Here is a 16,186-nt window from a genome sequence, read left to right as displayed (position 1 = left end):
GGGCGGAAATAGCCCTGGCAATTATCAGCGAGAGCTTTGGTGGGCGATTTTAAGTGGCGGCATTCTTGGGGTGAGATGATTTTGGGGGCGCTGGTACTGCCGCTATGGGGTGAGCGACCGCAACCTTGAACAGATGATGGGTGCCCGCGTTGAGCTCGGCGCGGTCTGGCAGAAGACCTCCCGTGAGGGCCGCGACTATTTTCCGGTCAAGCTCGACGAGCCGAGCTCCCTGGCCCGACCTACGCAACGCTCGCCGAGGTCGAAGACGAGGAAGGCCGCCAGCCCATCTGGTCCCGCCCGAACCGCAACTGATCGGGATCACGAGACCCCGCCACCGGCGGAGCACTCTCCTGCCGAAAGACCAAAGCCGGAGCTCGCATCGAGCCAGGCCCGGATTTCTTGGTAGCATACGGTGAGCCGGGAAGCTGCTCAGAATGCCTGATCCTGCCAAGCGGCGACGCCCGCCTCAAGGCTGAGCGGTTTCCCCAATTTGCTCCACCTGCCCTCGAGGGCGGATTCCGCAAATCAGCTCCCCCACTCCCCGGCTCTGCCGGTCGCGCATGCGATCCTCGACCCCGCCATCCCCTCTCGGACCCATCGGTCATCTTTCACAAACGTCAGGAAACGAAGATGACACACGAACTCGAAATCCAGATCGAAGAACTGCGGGCCGACCTACGCAATGCTGTATATGCTGTATATGCTGTATAAATAGTATTTAGTCCCTTTCACCATAATCGTATTGAGGCTGGCCACATAACAAACAGGAACGGCTCCTACACGACAAGCGACCTTTCTCGGAAATCCGGAGATATCATCGCCGAGGCACTCCGACACCCTGTCACGATCACCCAACGCAACAAGCCGCGATTGGTGTTGCTGAACATAGACGATTACGAACGTCTCATGCGCCAGTCGGATCGTCGCTCTGTAGCCACACTACAAACCATGCCCGACGAGCTGTTTGCTGAATTTGAAGAGGCCGTCGATGCCTACGCCCGGTCTGATGAGACGAGCAGATGAGCGCATATGAGAAGGTCCAGACGGCTGCGGTCGTTCGATATCCATATCTGTGGAGCCATGAAGCAAACGAGGGAGAAACAGAAGGGCGCAAGAACCGTCCTGTGGCTGTCGGCGTGCGGATCGCGAGGTCGGGTGGCGATCTTGTCTTGTTTTTTCCGATCACGACAAAGATGCCCGATCGTAATCGTTTTGCCGTCGTGATTCCAACCATCGAAAAAGCGACGCGCGGGTCTTGATGCAGATCTTCCGCTGTGGCTCATCCTGGATGAGTTCAACAGCGATATCATAGGCCGGTCATTCTATTTGGAGCCTGAGCCTCCGCTTGGTCACTTTAGCAAGGCATTCTTTTTACCGCTTCTGCGCGAATTTATTGCCCGCCGAAAGCCCTTTGCGGAAGTTAGCCGATCGAGATAGCGGAGTGTGGACAGTAGTCTGTCTGTTAACGCGAAGCCGAAGGTCCCTGCCACGCTCGTCACACACTCTTTTACAAGCGGAGCCATCCTCGGGTGGATCAAGCGCGCTCCCCGAAGTCATTGCGATGATCGCGCAGCATCTTGACTCAAAACCCGCGTGACGTATCCGTGCCGAAGCCTCCTCGCAGCCATCAAGTACATCCAAAACAGAGCCCGTTTCGCAGGGCAATTCCGTGACATCCATCAGCATCTCAATGGTGGCGGTGACCTTTACCTGCCATCTTTTGGCGAGGCTGAAAAATCCATCGAACTGATCACGGCCATTTACCAGTCCGCGCGCAAGGGTGAGATCGTTCATCTGCCGCTGCCGTCGGATTGTGAACTGACGCGTGGATGGCAGGGTCGATGACCTGTCAGATGTCCAGCCGGACCGGTTTCTTCCGGTCCTATGTAGCGGAAGATGAGTTCGGTTCTGACTGCCATTTGTGCGACGTCGGGACTTGCAGTGGTTTCCTCCCCGCGGGATGATGGCAAAGCTGCCGGAACGACCGGGCAACAGAACCAGCCTCCAGCCCCTTCAGGTATCGATGCCGAAATTCGCCGCCAATCTGACCATGATGTTCAATGACGTTCCGTTTCTGCACCGGTTTGAGGCCGCTGCAAGTTGCGGGTTTTCAGCGGTGGAGTATCTGTTTCCCTATGAACATCCGCCGGAAGTCATTGCTGACCAACTTCTTCATTCCCATCTTTCACAGGCCCTGTTCAACATGCCACCAGGGGACTGGCACCTGGGCGAGCGCGGTCTCGCTGCCCTGCCGGAGCGAAAGCGTGACTTCAGGGATTCGCTCGACAAGGCGCTTTCCTATGCCCAAGTCATCGGAAGCCCCCTCCTCCACATGATGGCAGGAATTGCACCCTCCAACGACCGATCGGCCATCGACACCTATCGCGAGAACCTCAAGCTGGCAGCCGAACGCACCGGCGAATATGGCATCGGTCTCACCATCGAACCGATCAACGGTCGTGATATGCCAGGTTACTTCTTGCAGAATTTCGAGCAGGCCGCAGAGTTTATCGAAGCGGTGGGCGCTGCCCATGTGAAACTTCAGTTCGACATCTATCATCGCCAGATCCTGCATGGCGACGTCATCATGGGACTGAGGCAGTATGCCCATCTGATCGGACACATCCAGATCGCCTCGGTCCCCGATCGAAATGAACCGTTCACAGGTGAGTTGAACGACCGTCTGATCCTGGAGGAAATCGATGCCATCGGATACAAGGGCTATGTCGGCTGCGAATACCGGCCATGCCGAGGCACGCAGGAAGGCCTGACCTGGCTTACCGAACTGCCGTGATTGATAAGGGCGGCTGACATTGTCTGCGCCAATCGGAAGGGAGAGGGAACCACCGGCTTTGCTGCCCGTTGACCGGAGATCAGCCGCAATCAGGAAAGCGATACCCGTGGTACCATCGGATCCGCCAAGTTCGTCCGTCCTTCTGGAGGAATTCTTTTCCGGCCGCCTTCAGGGCTGGGGTTTGACGCTGGGGAGGTTTGGCGGGGAGAAGAACAGATTCACGCTGCAGGCAGAAGGGGAGTGGAACCCGGTCAGCCGGACCCTCAAGTTATACGAGACCTATTTCTTCGATGACGGACATCAGGACGATCTGACCTGGAAGATCATCAAGAGCAGCGGCAAAGATTACCAAGGCTTTGAGACCAGGATCGCCGGGTCAGCGCGCGGAATACAGAACGACAGCCTGTTCTGCTGGAAGTATCGACGCGACGTACCGGGGAAGGACGGATCCTCAACACGTCTCGGTTTCAACGACCGCTTCTTCTTTCATGACGAGCATCACATGACGGCACATGCTTCCTTGACCCTGTTGGGCGTTGAGGTCGCAACGCTTCATGCATTCTACCAGCGCGCCGCCTGAAGACTGGAGGCGAACGAGGCTGGTCCTTGCCAGCCCCGGTCCATGGTTGCGGCTCAGCTCAGTCCCAGGAAGGACAGGATTGCGATGACGATGACCACAAGACCGACTATGTAGATGATGCTGTTCATTTGCTCTCTCCTTGGTTTCGCATGGATAACGTCAGGTCCAGCGCTGGGTTCCATGGCAGGAGGCAAGAGATGGCCTGCTGTGAATCACACTGGTTGTGTGCGGTTTCGGCCCAAACACGTCATCAGAACCGCACGGCCCGTCGAAGCGACAAAACGTCCGATAATTTCTTGATTGAGGCCCTGAAGGTCAAATGCACCAAGAATCATCGGATCAGGCGCCATGCGACTAAAAAACCGGGCTTCGTCAGAAATGAAGACTGCTAGTCCGGTGTGACGGGGTCAGCAGCAAGGCGCAATCTTCCATCCTCGGTCTGAAGGACAAAGGTAACCGCCTCTCCTGCCGGCAAGCCTTCCGGCCATTCCAGGCTGGAATTGATCTCGCCGCTGCGACTTGTTCTGAGCACGTCTACCGGCTTGAAGACGCTCTCATCCAGCCAGCCCAGTCGTACCTCCTGATCGCCAGGAAGTCCGCGAGCCTGAACAGTCAGCCGGCTCCCCTCCTCCCCACGCACATCCAGCTGGGCTCCACGTGCTGATCCCGTCTCGAAACCGGGAAGCCCGAGTTGTTCGCCAAAACGTACGATGTCTTCGTTCAAATCAGGCTGATCACGAAGATAATCCGAAGCGCTGCGACCCGCGGCCGTCGCTCCATCACCAATCCGCTCTCCGGCCTCAACAACCGATTGTCGAGCACGATCAAGCCAGTCTGCATCGCTGCGCTCCTGGGGAATGACCAGTTCACCCCGTGTCCGCAAGTCATCAAGATCATTCGCATTGTTTGCGTCCAACAGGCGATCGAGTGATACACCGCATCGCTCGGCCAGTTGCAGAAGGGTCTCCTCGCTGCCCCGTTGCTCAACCTCCTGACAGGGAGACTGGGCATCAACCGGGCCAGCGAGCAAAAGGCAGATGGATAGCGCAGGTAGCGATCGGGTCATGTGAAGTCCTCCTGAAGACCAGAAACACAGACTGAGCGCGGGTTGTTCCAATCCATGAGGTGTGGGCAATCCATGCGCCGCATTGGCTGCAGCCACAAACGAAAAGAGCCTGTCGCGGGAGGAGGTGCGACAGGCTCTTGATCATATGTAAGCAGCAGCGGGAGGAGGATAGCTGCTGCTCGTACAGAAGGCCTTTGGGAGGAGGAGTAAGGCTTTCTGCGTTCTCGGCGCCGCGGGAGGAGATGCAGCGCTTTGATGAATAAAGAAATACATCAACGGCCCATGGTTGAGAATGATTGATGTTGCAGTGCAGCTATGCATTTGATGCAGAGCAGCATCAACTCTGCTCACCGGGACGGGAAAGCAAGATCTGCAAAAAGGTCGCTCCGTATCGATCAAGCCTTGAGCGACCAACTCCGGTCACTTCCAGCACTTCATCCAGGCTCTGCGGCCGCTGTCTCACGAAGCCAATCAGTGTCGTGTCCGGAAAGATGACATAGGGCGGTACGGAATGCTCTCTTGCCAGGCTTGTCCGCGCGCTGCGCAAGCGCTCGAACAACTGAAGCTCCTCAGAGCCGAGGTCCAGTTTGGCGAGAGTCGAGGAGGCGGTTCCAGAAACACGCCTCTTTCCTGCTTTCGGGCGATTCTGACGGAAACGCACCTGCCGCTCGCGGCGGAAAACCGCTTTTGCCGATGGATCGAGCTGCAACGCTCCGAAAGCGCCGTGATCCACCCTGACGAGCCCGGCTGCCAGAAGCTGTCGATAGACAGATTGCCAGGTTCTGGCCGCAATATCCCGGCCTGCGCCAAAGACCGGCATATCGACGTGACCAAACCGCAAGGTCTTTTCATTTTCCTCGCCAGTCAGCACGTCGATCAGATGGCCGACACCGAATCGCTCACCAGTTCGATAGACAGCCGCCAGCGCCTTGATGGCAGCCTCGGTGCCATCCCAGGTTTCCACCGGCTTGAGACAGGTATCACAGTTGCCGCAATGACCGCTGTGAGCCTCACCAAAATGTGCCAGGATCGCCTGTCGGCGGCATCCAGCCGTTTCGCAGATGGCAAGCAGGGCATTCAGTTTCGAGCGCTCGATCCGTTTGATATCTTCGCCCGCCGAACTTTCGTCGATCATCCGACCGCGCTGGATAACATCTGCCATGCCATAGGCCATCCAGGCTTCCGACGGGAGACCATCACGCCCTGCCCTGCCCGTCTCCTGATAATAGGCCTCGACGGAACCAGGCAGGTCCAGATGCGCAACATAGCGGACATTCGGCTTGTCGATCCCCATACCAAACGCAACCGTCGCGACAAGACAGAGCCCCTCTTCTCTCAGGAAGGCATCCTGCGCGGCGTCCCGCTGCGCCCTGTCCATGCCTGCATGGTAACCCAGGGCGCGAATGCCCTGATCATTCAGCCATGCCGCACTATCCTCGACCTTGTTGCGCGAGAGGCAATAGACAATGCCGCTCGAGCCCTCGTGACGCGACAGGAAGCGAAGCAGTTGCTGCCGGGGCTGATCGCGTTCCACAATCTCATAGGCGATGTTGGGACGGTCGAAGGATGTCGTGAAGACCCTGGCTTGTCGAAGATGAAGCCGCTCGACGATATCTTCGCGGGTATGAGGATCAGCCGTCGCCGTCAGCGCCATTCGCGGTACTGAGGGGAAAAGCTCCGCCAGGCGTCCCAGTTCCCGGTATTCGGGCCGGAAATCATGTCCCCATTGTGACACACAATGGGCTTCGTCGATTGCAAACAGCGCAATGGGGCTTTGCCCGACAAAATCGCGAAATTCAGGTCGCATGATTCTCTCAGGTGTCACATAGAGCAGATCAAGCCCGCCTCTGCTGACGGCAGACTTTACATCGAGATATTCTTCGCGGGTCAGCGACGAATTCAACGCGGCAGCCCTCACCCCGGCCTGCTTCAATGCCTCCACCTGATCACGCATCAAGGCGATCAGGGGCGATATCACGATGCCCAGCCCCTTGCGGCACAAGGCCGGGATCTGGAAGCAAAGGGATTTGCCGGCACCTGTTGGAAACAGGACGACCGCATCACCGCCCGACATGACGTGACTGACCACTTCCGCCTGGCGGCCCCGAAAGGCCGGATAGCCGTAGACTCTCTTGAGGACCTCAAGGGGCTCGCGCGGCTCGAATAGATGATCGGTGGTTGGAGGCATCTTTACAAGAAATCTACAAGAAGTGGCCTGAGGGGGAAATTCGCAGCTTGAGGATTGGCGGGCCAGCCGGTCTTTATCGCCCGACCGCCAGGATTGGCAATCCTTGGTCCTTAGCACCTATACCCGAGTCTGTCTCTTCATAAGCTGTTAACTCTATTTTCCTTGCCAAGACGAGGGAATCGGATAACAGTCACGATAATTCCGCCATTATCGGAAGAATATCGTTACAAAGGGCCTCTCGAAAAATGAACGTGAAAAGAGCAGTTTCGGAATCTGTAACGAGTTTCGCTGACATTATCCTTGAACAAGGTAGCGAGATCTCGTCGAAACTCGACATGTTGCGGATCGAAAAGTTCCCGCCGAACGCCCAGAAGACCTTGAGGCAGTTCTCGCTGGCTGAGGTCGCCGATTTCATTGGTGTCTCCCAGAGCTATTTGAAGAAACTTCATCTGCAAGGCAAGGGCGTTGAGCCCAGTGTGACAGCCACCGGGCGACGGTATTACAGCGCGTCCCAGATCAATGAATTGCGCGCCTTGCTGGACCGCGTTCCCCACCGCAAGGACGGCGACAAGCTGCAGGTTATCGCAGTCGTCAATTTCAAGGGCGGCTCGGGCAAGACGACGTCTGCAGCCCATCTGGCGCAATACCTCGCCCTTCGCGGATATCGGGTGCTGGCCGCCGACCTCGACCCACAGGCCTCCTTGACGGCGCTTTATGGGATCCAGCCAGAACTGGATGAGAAACCGTCCTTTTACGAAGCGATCCGTTATGACGAAGGACGTCGCTCGATCACGGAAATCATCGAGCCCACGAATTTTCCGAATCTGGATGTGATTCCGGCCAATCTTGAGCTGCAAGAATATGAGTATGAAACGCCGCTTGCGATGCAGCGCAAGGACACGGCCGAGGGCAAGCTGTTTTACACCCGCATTGGGGCAGCACTCAACGAAGTGGATGATCGTTATGACGTCGTCGTGCTGGACTGCCCTCCCCAGCTCGGCTACCTGACGCTGACCGCGCTGACGGCAGCCACCTCGGTGCTGATTACGGTTCACCCGCAGATGCTCGACATCATGTCCATGTCGCAGTTCCTGTTGATGCTGGGAGACATCCTGAAGAGCGTCGAGGGAGCCGGCGTGAATGTCTCACTCGACTGGTTCCGATACCTGATCACGCGCTATGAGCCGATGGACATCCCCCAGCAGCAGATGGTCGGCTTCATGCAGTCGATGTTCGCCCAGCAGATGATGAAGAGCCACATGGTCAAGTCCACTGCCGTGTCGGATGCGGGCCTGACCAAGCAGACACTTTACGAGGTGGAGCGTTCGCAGTTCACCGCCTCCACCTATGATCGCGCCCGCGAGGCCATGGATGCCGTGAATTCCGAAGTGGTGGACCTGATCAACATGTCCTGGGGTCGTCGCAATGCGGGATGAATTGTCAGCCGTACAGATCACCGTTTTTCCCAATGAATACAGGTATTTGAAGAGCATTGGAGACAGATAGATGGCCCGCAAGGACATTTTTGCAAACATAACGGCCAGTCAGAGCCCTGCCCCCGAGAGGAAGACGACACCGGGCTATGCCACCCGCGGAGCTTCCCGCTCGATGATCAACTCGCTGAGTGAGCTCGCCGAGAAGGCTGCTCTTGCGGAGCAGTCGATAGCCGGCGAAGCCGTCGTCGAACTGGATCCGGCGCTTCTTGATTCGTCCTTCGTCTCGGATCGCATGGGCGAAGATGAGGCGGCTTTCCAGGAATTGGTCGAGGCGATCCGGGAACGCGGACAGGACACCCCGGTTCTCGTTCGCCCTCACCCGACGTCCGAGGGTCGTTATCAGATTGTCTTTGGTCACCGCCGTGTCCGCGCCGCCAAGCTTCTTGAGCGTCCGGTCAAGGCGGTGGTCAAAGGCGTGTCGGATATCGACCATGTCATTGCCCAGGGTCAGGAAAATTCCGCCCGGGAAAACCTCTCTTTCATCGAGCGAGCCACTTTTGCGCAGAACCTGACCAATCTGGGGCATGATCGCCGCATCATTCAGGTGGCGCTATCGGTCGATCCGCCGATGCTGACGCGCATGCTGTCCGTCACCAGCCGGGTACCGCAGAACGTCATTGCCGCCATTGGTTCAGCCAAGGGCATCGGACGTGACCGCTGGCTTGATCTGGCTCAGCAGATTGAGCATCCGACAGCACTCGCTTTGTCTGAACAGTTGATCTTGTCCGATGGCTTCGCATCCCTCTCTTCGGAGGCGCGGTTCGACCTGATACTGTCCGAGATCAAGAAGGCCAAACGTCCGGCAAAGAAGGCGAATCCTGTTGGGGAATGGGCATCAGCGGATGCAAAGGTGACCGCTGAGTTCAAAGGTGCCGGCAAAAGCTATTCGATATCGCTGAAGTCAAGAGACGCTGTTCGGTTCGGGCGCTTCATCGCCGAGAACCTCGAAAAGCTGCATGAAGAGTTTCTGAAATCCGTCAAATCTCAAGGAGACTAACCGCAAAAGAAAAAGGCCCCCAAAACGTAGCCGTCCCGGAAGCCTTCCTCATATCGTAGCAGTTTGAGAATCGCATTTCCTGGAATCACAGTCAAGAGTCTTGGCACCGCTTTGGTGGACACTTTTTCATTGCCTGTCGAAAGGTGACTGAAAAATGCCAACAGGAAATGTAACGACGCCCTTTGGGCGGCGGACAATGACGCTTGCCTTGGTGAAAGGTCAGCTCAAAGCTGCGGCCTTGCCCGAGGGCAAGACCATCGGAAAGTGGAAAGTATTCCGGGATGTCAGTGAAGCAAGAAACAAACTCGGACTGCAGGATCGTGCGCTCGCCGTCCTTGATGCCTTGCTGACGTTTTATCCGCATAATGAACTTGCTGTGGAACACGGGCTCGTCGTCTTTCCATCCAATGCCCAGCTGTCTTTGCGTGCCCACGGGATCGCCGGTACGACCTTGCGACGTCATCTCGGGTCACTCGTTGAGGCCGGTCTGATCCTTCGAAAGGACAGTCCCAACGGCAAGCGCTATGCCCACAAGAACAAGTGGGGAGAAATAGAGGATGCCTACGGCTTCAGCCTGGCACCGCTATTGGCACGCTCCGATGAGCTGGCACATCTCGCGCAGCAGGTGGTCGAGGAGCGCAGACACTTCCTCAAGACAAAGGAACGGCTGAGCATCTGCCGTCGTGACCTGCGCAAACTGCTTTCGGCGGTCCGCCTGGAAGGCGTCAAGGGCGAGTGGCACCTGGTTGAAGACCACTTGCAGGCCGTACTGGACCAACTTCCCAGGTCACCCTCTCTGGAGGAGCTAGCCAAAGCGCTCACAGAACTGGAGTGCTTGCGTGACGGAGTGGTTAAAGTCCTGACAGAAACGCATTTTTCGTCAGAACCGGTTGCCAATCATGTTCAAAATGAACGCCACATACAGAATTCAAAAACCGAATCCATAACTGAACTTGAAGAGCATTTGCCTTCGAACCCGAACCCAAATGCAGAAAACAAGCGTTCAAAACAGCAGCAGACGATCCGAAACTATCCATTGAGCCTTGTCTTGCGGGCATGCCCCGAGATCGCTGACTATGGACCCATGGGAGCAATTAAAAGCTGGGAGGATCTCACAAGGGCCGCAATTGTGGTGCGATCGATGATGGGCATTGCACCAGCCACGTTTCAGCGTGCCTGCGAGGTGATGGGCCGGGAGAATGCGTCGATAACCATGGCAGCCATTCTCGCCCGGGCAGCCGTGATAGCATCGCCTGGCGCATATCTGCAGGATCTGAGCAGACGTGCCGAAATCGACGAGTTTTCGGTTGGCCCGATGCTCATGGCCTTATTGAAAGGGCACAATCGGGAGGGTCTGATGTCCGCCAGCTAGGCAGTTCTGAGCCCAGAACACGCAAGGATCCGGGCCCAGCGAGAGATGTCACTGTTTTACCGACCCCTCAGCCCGCAGGGCGGCGATTTCAGAGCGCAGAGCCCGGATCTCGTCCAGCAGAAAGCTGTTGTCGTCATGGATGGATTTGAGTTCCGCGTCCGTGCGTTCAACACTTTGCTCCTGCATCGCAGATACGATGACACCGATGAACAGGTTCAACACGGAGTAGGTGCTCAGGAGGATGAAGGGAACAAAGAACATCCATGCATTGGGATGCTGCTCCATTACGGGCCGCACAATACCCATCGACCAGCTCTCAAGCGTCATGATCTGGAAGAGTGAATAGAGTGACGCGCCGAGGGTTCCAAACCACTCCGGGAACGATGCACCGAAGAGATTGGTGGCCATGACCGCGGATACGTAAAAAAGAAGGAAAAGAAGAACGATGATTGATCCCATGCCGGGGAGGGCGCCTATCAGGCCACCGATCACGCGCCGCAGCGAGGGAACCACCGATATCAACCGCAAAAGACGCAGAATGCGGAGCGCGCGCAAGACCTGGAATGGGCCTGTGGCGGGTATCAAGGCAATCGTCACGATCGAGAGGTCGAAAATACTCCAGGGGTCCTTGAAGAAGGCAAACCGAAAGGCGTAAAGCCGCAACAGGATCTCGATGACAAAAATGCCGAGGATAAGCTTGTCGAGAGTGAGCAAAATCGGCCCGATATGCTGCATGACGGTGGTTGACGTTTCCAGTCCCAAAGTCACCGAATTCACCAGGATGACGCCAATAATGAAGCGTTCCCAGGATTGAGAAGTGAGTGTCTTGATAAGTTTATCGCGCATATGCTGCTCCTGTCTGATTGCGCGAGGAAAAGGCCAAGATTCAGCTTCCGTCAAGCCACCCGGAGGCCGTCAGCTTGACCTTTTCCAAAAGGCAGGTCTAGGGCAGTGAAATGAGCTGGGGTTCAGGGCTTCACCTTGGGGAAATTGGACGAACAAGCGACCATCGAAACCGACTCCAAAGATCAAAGGGGAGGGTGTCACAGACCGAGCTGACGCGTGATGTTGAACCGAAAATTCTCCGGCTGCTCGGGGGAAGTTTCTGTCTTGTCGGCTGCATTCCGTGCCACCCGCAGCGAATGGGCCGAGAAGCGCAAATACCGTTCCACATGGCCCAGATGTGCAGAGAGTCCTGCTGCCAGTGCCGTTTTCTTCACTAGTCGTGCAACCTCCTTGTCATTCAATCGATCAGGCCCCACCTGCTTTCCTCGGCCACGTACTCTTCGAAACAAGGGACCGTGTGCGATCCTCGAGAATTCAATCCAGCGCATAAGAGCTGTCACCGGACAGGTCTGCTGCGAGACACCACGCCCGACTTCAATCTCACGCCATCCTGTCTTCGTGGCCAGCTTGATCAGTATCCCCTCGGGCAAGATTTCAACGAACCCTAGTGACCCTGTCGTCTGTTTCGGCCCCAGATCCAGCCCGACAAGTTCGGAACGCCTCAGCCCGCCGGCAAAGGTGAGAAGAAGCATTGCTCGATCGCGAATGCCGCGCAGGGTTCCAGGATCCAGTGTGCTGATCATCGCCACGATATCTGCAGCATCGACGCCCTGTTTTGGTAGAGTGGCACGATCGCGCTTGGTTCGGATATCCTGCATGACATGCTTGATGCGCTCATCACGGCGATCAAGCCTCAGGCCCCGTTGGCGATAGTTCCAGACGAGAGCAGACAGTCGCCGTTCTATTGTCGAAAGGGAATTCCCTTCCCCTGTTGCGCAAGCTTCGATGTACTGCTTGATGACCGCCGGATCGGGAGCGAGGGCTGCATGACCATGATGCCGACACCAGCGCGAAAAATGCTGCCAGTCGCTGGCATAGGCTCGGCGCGTGTGGACAGAACCTGTGGTGATCGGGTCGCCTCTGTCAACGCCGAGAGCTTCCTGTATTGATGTGCCCTCATCGCGACGCCTTGTGATGGCAATCAAGGGGGGATGGCACTCTTTGTCGCTCATGGTGACAATGTTCCAACCGTTAAAGGCGTCTGCTTTGGATAAGAACGCAAGACGGGACCATTTGCAAGATTATCGGACGTTTTTAATTATCTGTCACCTGTGCGCTTTTGGCCGGTCCTGTGGCAAAAACTGCTCGCAACGGATATGTTGCTGACATGGAGCTGATTCTCTCAACCACACAAAAATCCATCCCGATCTTGCCAGCTTGGGCGCTTTCCCCTGCAAGGCATATCAGCGACATGGAAGCAGCCTTCGCCGCCGGGGTCGCCCTGAAAGCCCTCGACGATGTCATTCACGCAACGCCAGACTGGTCTGGATGCTGGCGGGATCGACAGGCCCTCAGATGCGCTGGGGCAACTGTTCGCTATCTTGGTCGGGGTGAAGATCTGGCAGGGTTGCGCGACGCCGTCCTCTTGTCGCCCCCAGGCACCAATCCGGGACCTGATGGTCAAATCTATCTGGGTTTCAAAAAACTGGCGTCGAAAAGGGTGGATCTGTCGACAGACTTCGTCGCCGAACTCTGTGCCTGCTTCGACCTGGCTATCAATGATGACCTGATGACAGCCGTTGGTCTGGCTCAGACAGCGCTTCGCGAAGGGGGAAGTGCGCCATTTGCAGCCGCAGGCTTCATGACGACAGTCGTTCGAACACGGCCTGACGCCGAAACGCTTGCTCTTGCCCTTGGCGATATGCTGATTGCGTCAATGTTGAAATGGTCTCGTCCCGTGCCATTGCTGGCTGGTGAACGCCATGGCCCTTCCTTCCGAGGAGATGGTGGGCGGGGCAAGGTCAGGCCAGGGGATCCTGGCTTTCCCCGAGCGGTCTGTCTGGCTTTGGTCGATGGCGCCAACGCTGCACTTCGTTCTGCCGCAGAGATCGCCCGACGCGCCGAGACGTTGTGTGCAGTTGCGCCCAAAATCCGAACCAAGGGAGGTACTGCGGTCTTCCAGAAGCTGCTGAATGAAGATGCCGTCTCGGCATCGGCGAGTGGTACCGGCCTGTCCCGCTGGGCCGCAACACGTCTGTTCGATCGGCTCCAGGTTCATGGAGCCGTGCGCGAACTTTCCGGCCGTCCCTCCTTTCGCATCTATGGTCTTTGAAGATGACATCTGCAAAGGCCGAGCAAAAGAGACATGGCAGGGGCAAGACCGCGGCGGCCGAACCCTATGACCGTGAACTTGAGGCATTTTTGCCGGAGAAGCGCTGGCGCGAATGGATGATGCGCGTGGAGGCCGTGCTCTTTGCTTCCAGTGAGCCTGTGCCGAGAGAGGTACTGACCCGCGTCGTCGGTCGCGATTGCAGCGTGGATTTGCTGATCGACGATATCAATGCGGAACTTGATCTTCGACCCTATGAGATTATCAGAGTTGCTGGCGGTTGGCAGCACAGGACGAAGTCGCGATTTGGCGACACCATCAAGACATCACAGGTGTCGACGCGGGGGCAAGGCTCCGCATTGTCGGAACTGGAATCCTTGGTGCTGATGACAATCGCCTACTTCCAGCCGGTAACGCGGGCCGGCCTGTCCAAGATCATCGGCAAGGAAGTGAGCCGCGATACAATTGCTGCCTTACGTGGCACAGGCTTCCTAGCGGCTGGACCGAGAAGCCCAACACCGGGCGCACCCTATACCTATGTTACAACCCGCCACTTCCTGTCGGCCTTCGGCCTGGAGACCCTGCGGGATCTTCCCGACATCGAAGCACTGGAGGACGCTGGCTTGCTGTCACGGGAGGTCATCGACAACGGGCCGGTTGTCGTGTCTCAACATGATGACAACGATATCGACTAGCACCACCCCTGCAGAGGCGGGCGTCTGGAGCTGGAGATCATGAAGCAGTCTCACTCGACCGCAAACAGACTGATCACCACGCCTCTGCCAAGCCTGGCACCACGGCTGACGAAGACGGTTCGATTGACCCATTGGTAGCGCGGGTCGCCCGTCTCAAGCCGGGCGGAGGATCGCATGTAGTAGGCATCGGGGGACACATCGCCACCCTTGGCAAGCTCAGTCATAACTTCTGCGGGCCCATGCCGGAAGCCGCTGTCACGCATTTCGATGAGGGCACCATCGACCGTCTCGAAGGCATAGCGGGCATCCAGAACGGCAAGACCGCCCTCATGGAGCGTCAGCCAGTCAGCGCCTAGGTCGAGAATGCGGCCATTGAGCCGGGGCCCTGAAACCGTACCTCCGGTGATCTGCATGATCTTGCGCTCGCCGCTGCGCCCTTGGCCCAAGGCGCGGGGCGGGGCGACCTCGACCCTGAGATCACAGACATGCACAAGGTGCGGGGCAGCAAGGGCAGGGGCCTCCCGGCCCAGCTCTTCCGGTGTATGGCTGGTCATTCGCGGCTTCCTTCCATGGTTTCACACAGGGGCAGGGCTAGGCACCTTTGCACCTTCAGCGATCATGCGCGGCGCGGCATTCAGGGCATCCCTGGCAAAGCCGGCGGCGGCCTTGTAAGCGCCCATGAAGCTGTGGCGCTCTTCAGGTGAAATCACCTCATCGATATTGTCAAAGTCACCGCCACAGCGTTCGTCGACCATGTTGAGAAGTCCGAAGGGGCCAGCTCCGCGGTTGCGCAGGATGAGCTGTGAGACGGGGCCGCAGAGCTTGGCGTCATAAGCGGAAAGTGCCTCCGGTGTGACGCCATGGGCCAGCATCATGACGCCCAGCATGCGCGCATCGATGATGGCCTGGCTGGCACCGTTGGAGCCCGTCGGATACATGGCATGGGCCGCATCGCCCATCAGTGCCACCGGACCGTCCACCCAGGTCTCGACCGGATCGCGGTCGATCATCGGGTTTTCATAGGCCACATCTGCGCCCCGCAGGAGAGCCGGAACATCCAGCCAGTCATAGGTCCAGTCAGCAAAGTGGTGGAAGAAATCCTCGACTTCGACCTGACGGAACCAGCCGGTCGCATCACGCTTGCTGATGTCGTCATAGGTAACCTCGGCAATCCAGTTGATGCGGGCAAGACCGGTCTGAGGATCGGCAGGCGAAATCGGATAGATGACCATCCTGTGTCGATGGGAACCAAGCCCGATGAACGACGAGCCGGTGCGCGCCGGCTTTGCCATGGCCGTGCCGCGCCACATGACCGCGCCACCCCAGTGGATCGGTGGCTGATCGGGGTGCATTTGGGTGCGGATCGCGGAATGTATTCCGTCGGCACCAATCAGCAGGCTACCGCTCTCTTCACTGGTCGTGCCATCTGCATGGCGCAACAGTGCTGATACGCCGCCGTCAACGCCTTTGCGGTAACCGGTCACTTTCGTACCGAGCATGACCGCATCGTCGCCTGCTCGATTGCGGAAGGTTTCATAGAGCAGCATATGCAGCTCGCCCCGGTGGACAGCATATTGCGGCCAGTTGTAACCGGCCTCCAGCCCACGCGGCTCGGCATAGATTTCCTGACCGTTGCGGCCAACCAGGGCCCATTCGCGTGCCGCGACACCGACATTGTCCAGCATGTCTGCGGTTATCCCGAGATCGTAAAGCTCGCGGACGGCGTTGGGCTGGATATTGATGCCAACACCAAGCGGCTTGAGTTCGCGGACGGATTCGAAAACTTTGCAGCGCACGCCAATCTGGTGCAGCGTCAGGGCCAAAGCCATACCGCCAATACCACCGCCTGCGATCAGGACCAGAGGTTCCTTCACCCGTATTCC

General features: G+C 57.5%; 15 protein-coding genes and 2 pseudogenes. 10 read left to right on the top strand and 7 right to left on the bottom strand.

Going from position 1 to position 16,186, the window contains the following annotated elements; genetic code table 11:
- Nucleotides 1-148: 148 nt before the first annotated feature.
- The 3 genes and pseudogenes from FE840_RS17860 to FE840_RS17850 all read left to right on the top strand — a co-directional run.
- Nucleotides 149-312: pseudogene (locus FE840_RS17860) on the top strand (DUF736 family protein); the annotation flags it as partial.
- A 444-nt stretch (nt 313-756) separates the two neighbouring features.
- Nucleotides 757-1,023 carry a type II toxin-antitoxin system prevent-host-death family antitoxin gene (locus tag FE840_RS17855; RefSeq protein ID WP_138287713.1) on the top strand — a complete coding sequence of 89 codons (267 nt, stop codon included), beginning with the start codon at nt 757-759 and terminating at the stop codon, nt 1,021-1,023.
- Nucleotides 1,020-1,437, top strand: a pseudogene (locus FE840_RS17850) (hypothetical protein). The gene FE840_RS17855 and the pseudogene FE840_RS17850 overlap by 4 nt, the downstream one beginning before the upstream one ends.
- Here FE840_RS17850 and FE840_RS17845 read toward each other — a convergent pair.
- Nucleotides 1,372-1,794 (bottom strand): hypothetical protein, encoded by a 423-nt coding sequence (locus tag FE840_RS17845; RefSeq protein ID WP_171033700.1) that lies wholly within the window; start codon nt 1,792-1,794, stop codon nt 1,372-1,374. The pseudogene FE840_RS17850 and the gene FE840_RS17845 overlap by 66 nt on opposite strands.
- 229 nt (nt 1,795-2,023) lie before the next feature.
- Here FE840_RS17845 and otnI point away from each other — a divergent pair, with 229 nt between their 5' ends.
- On the top strand, nt 2,024-2,794 hold the full coding sequence (gene otnI / locus FE840_RS17840; protein WP_138287714.1) for a 2-oxo-tetronate isomerase: 771 nt from the start codon (nt 2,024-2,026) through the stop codon (nt 2,792-2,794).
- A gap of 106 nt (nt 2,795-2,900) precedes the next feature.
- Nucleotides 2,901-3,374, top strand: coding sequence for a DUF3833 family protein (locus FE840_RS17835; protein ID WP_171033710.1), 474 nt, complete (start codon nt 2,901-2,903; stop codon nt 3,372-3,374).
- 388 nt (nt 3,375-3,762) lie between these two features.
- On the opposite strand, the gene FE840_RS17830 is transcribed toward FE840_RS17835, so the two are convergent.
- Together FE840_RS17830 and recQ are read right to left on the bottom strand one after the other, a co-directional pair.
- Nucleotides 3,763-4,440 (bottom strand): hypothetical protein, encoded by a 678-nt coding sequence (locus tag FE840_RS17830; protein WP_138287486.1) that lies wholly within the window; start codon nt 4,438-4,440, stop codon nt 3,763-3,765.
- A 337-nt stretch (nt 4,441-4,777) separates the two neighbouring features.
- On the bottom strand, nt 4,778-6,628 hold the full coding sequence (gene recQ, locus FE840_RS17825) for a DNA helicase RecQ (protein ID WP_138287487.1): 1,851 nt from the start codon (nt 6,626-6,628) through the stop codon (nt 4,778-4,780).
- A gap of 245 nt (nt 6,629-6,873) precedes the next feature.
- On the opposite strand from recQ, the gene repA reads away from it, so the two are divergent.
- From repA to repC, 3 genes are all read left to right on the top strand, one after another.
- Nucleotides 6,874-8,064 carry a plasmid partitioning protein RepA gene (repA, locus tag FE840_RS17820; RefSeq protein WP_138287488.1) on the top strand — a complete coding sequence of 397 codons (1,191 nt, stop codon included), beginning with the start codon at nt 6,874-6,876 and terminating at the stop codon, nt 8,062-8,064.
- Between the two features lie 70 nt (nt 8,065-8,134).
- Nucleotides 8,135-9,121 (top strand): plasmid partitioning protein RepB, encoded by a 987-nt coding sequence (repB, locus tag FE840_RS17815; protein WP_138287489.1) that lies wholly within the window; start codon nt 8,135-8,137, stop codon nt 9,119-9,121.
- Nucleotides 9,122-9,275: 154 nt separating this feature from the next.
- Nucleotides 9,276-10,493: a plasmid replication protein RepC gene (gene repC / locus FE840_RS17810; protein WP_138287490.1), complete on the top strand. Its 1,218-nt coding sequence runs from the start codon at nt 9,276-9,278 to the stop codon at nt 10,491-10,493.
- A 48-nt stretch (nt 10,494-10,541) separates the two neighbouring features.
- On the opposite strand, the gene FE840_RS17805 is transcribed toward repC, so the two are convergent.
- Nucleotides 10,542-11,339: an ion transporter gene (locus FE840_RS17805; RefSeq protein ID WP_138287491.1), complete on the bottom strand. Its 798-nt coding sequence runs from the start codon at nt 11,337-11,339 to the stop codon at nt 10,542-10,544.
- Between the two features lie 197 nt (nt 11,340-11,536).
- On the bottom strand, nt 11,537-12,511 hold the full coding sequence (locus FE840_RS17800; protein ID WP_138287492.1) for a site-specific integrase: 975 nt from the start codon (nt 12,509-12,511) through the stop codon (nt 11,537-11,539).
- Between the two features lie 155 nt (nt 12,512-12,666).
- On the opposite strand from FE840_RS17800, the gene FE840_RS17795 reads away from it, so the two are divergent.
- Nucleotides 12,667-13,611 (top strand): DUF1403 family protein, encoded by a 945-nt coding sequence (locus FE840_RS17795; RefSeq protein ID WP_138287493.1) that lies wholly within the window; start codon nt 12,667-12,669, stop codon nt 13,609-13,611.
- 2 nt (nt 13,612-13,613) lie between these two features.
- Complete coding sequence (scpB, locus tag FE840_RS17790) at nt 13,614-14,303, top strand: SMC-Scp complex subunit ScpB (RefSeq protein WP_138287494.1); 690 nt, start codon at nt 13,614-13,616, stop codon at nt 14,301-14,303.
- Nucleotides 14,304-14,353: 50 nt separating this feature from the next.
- Here the strand turns inward: scpB and FE840_RS17785 are convergent, their stop codons facing one another.
- Entirely contained in the window at nt 14,354-14,857 is a 504-nt protein-coding gene (locus FE840_RS17785; RefSeq protein WP_138287495.1) for a DUF3237 domain-containing protein, read from the bottom strand.
- 21 nt (nt 14,858-14,878) lie between these two features.
- Nucleotides 14,879-16,183 (bottom strand): flavin-dependent oxidoreductase, encoded by a 1,305-nt coding sequence (locus tag FE840_RS17780; RefSeq protein WP_425502235.1) that lies wholly within the window; start codon nt 16,181-16,183, stop codon nt 14,879-14,881.
- Nucleotides 16,184-16,186: the final 3 nt, after the last annotated feature.

The organism is Peteryoungia desertarenae (assembly GCF_005860795.2).
GTDB classification, from domain to species: domain Bacteria; phylum Pseudomonadota; class Alphaproteobacteria; order Rhizobiales; family Rhizobiaceae; genus Allorhizobium; species Allorhizobium desertarenae.
The sequence above is the reverse complement of the archived record's forward strand: the minus strand, read 5'-3'. Positions and strand labels throughout refer to the sequence as shown.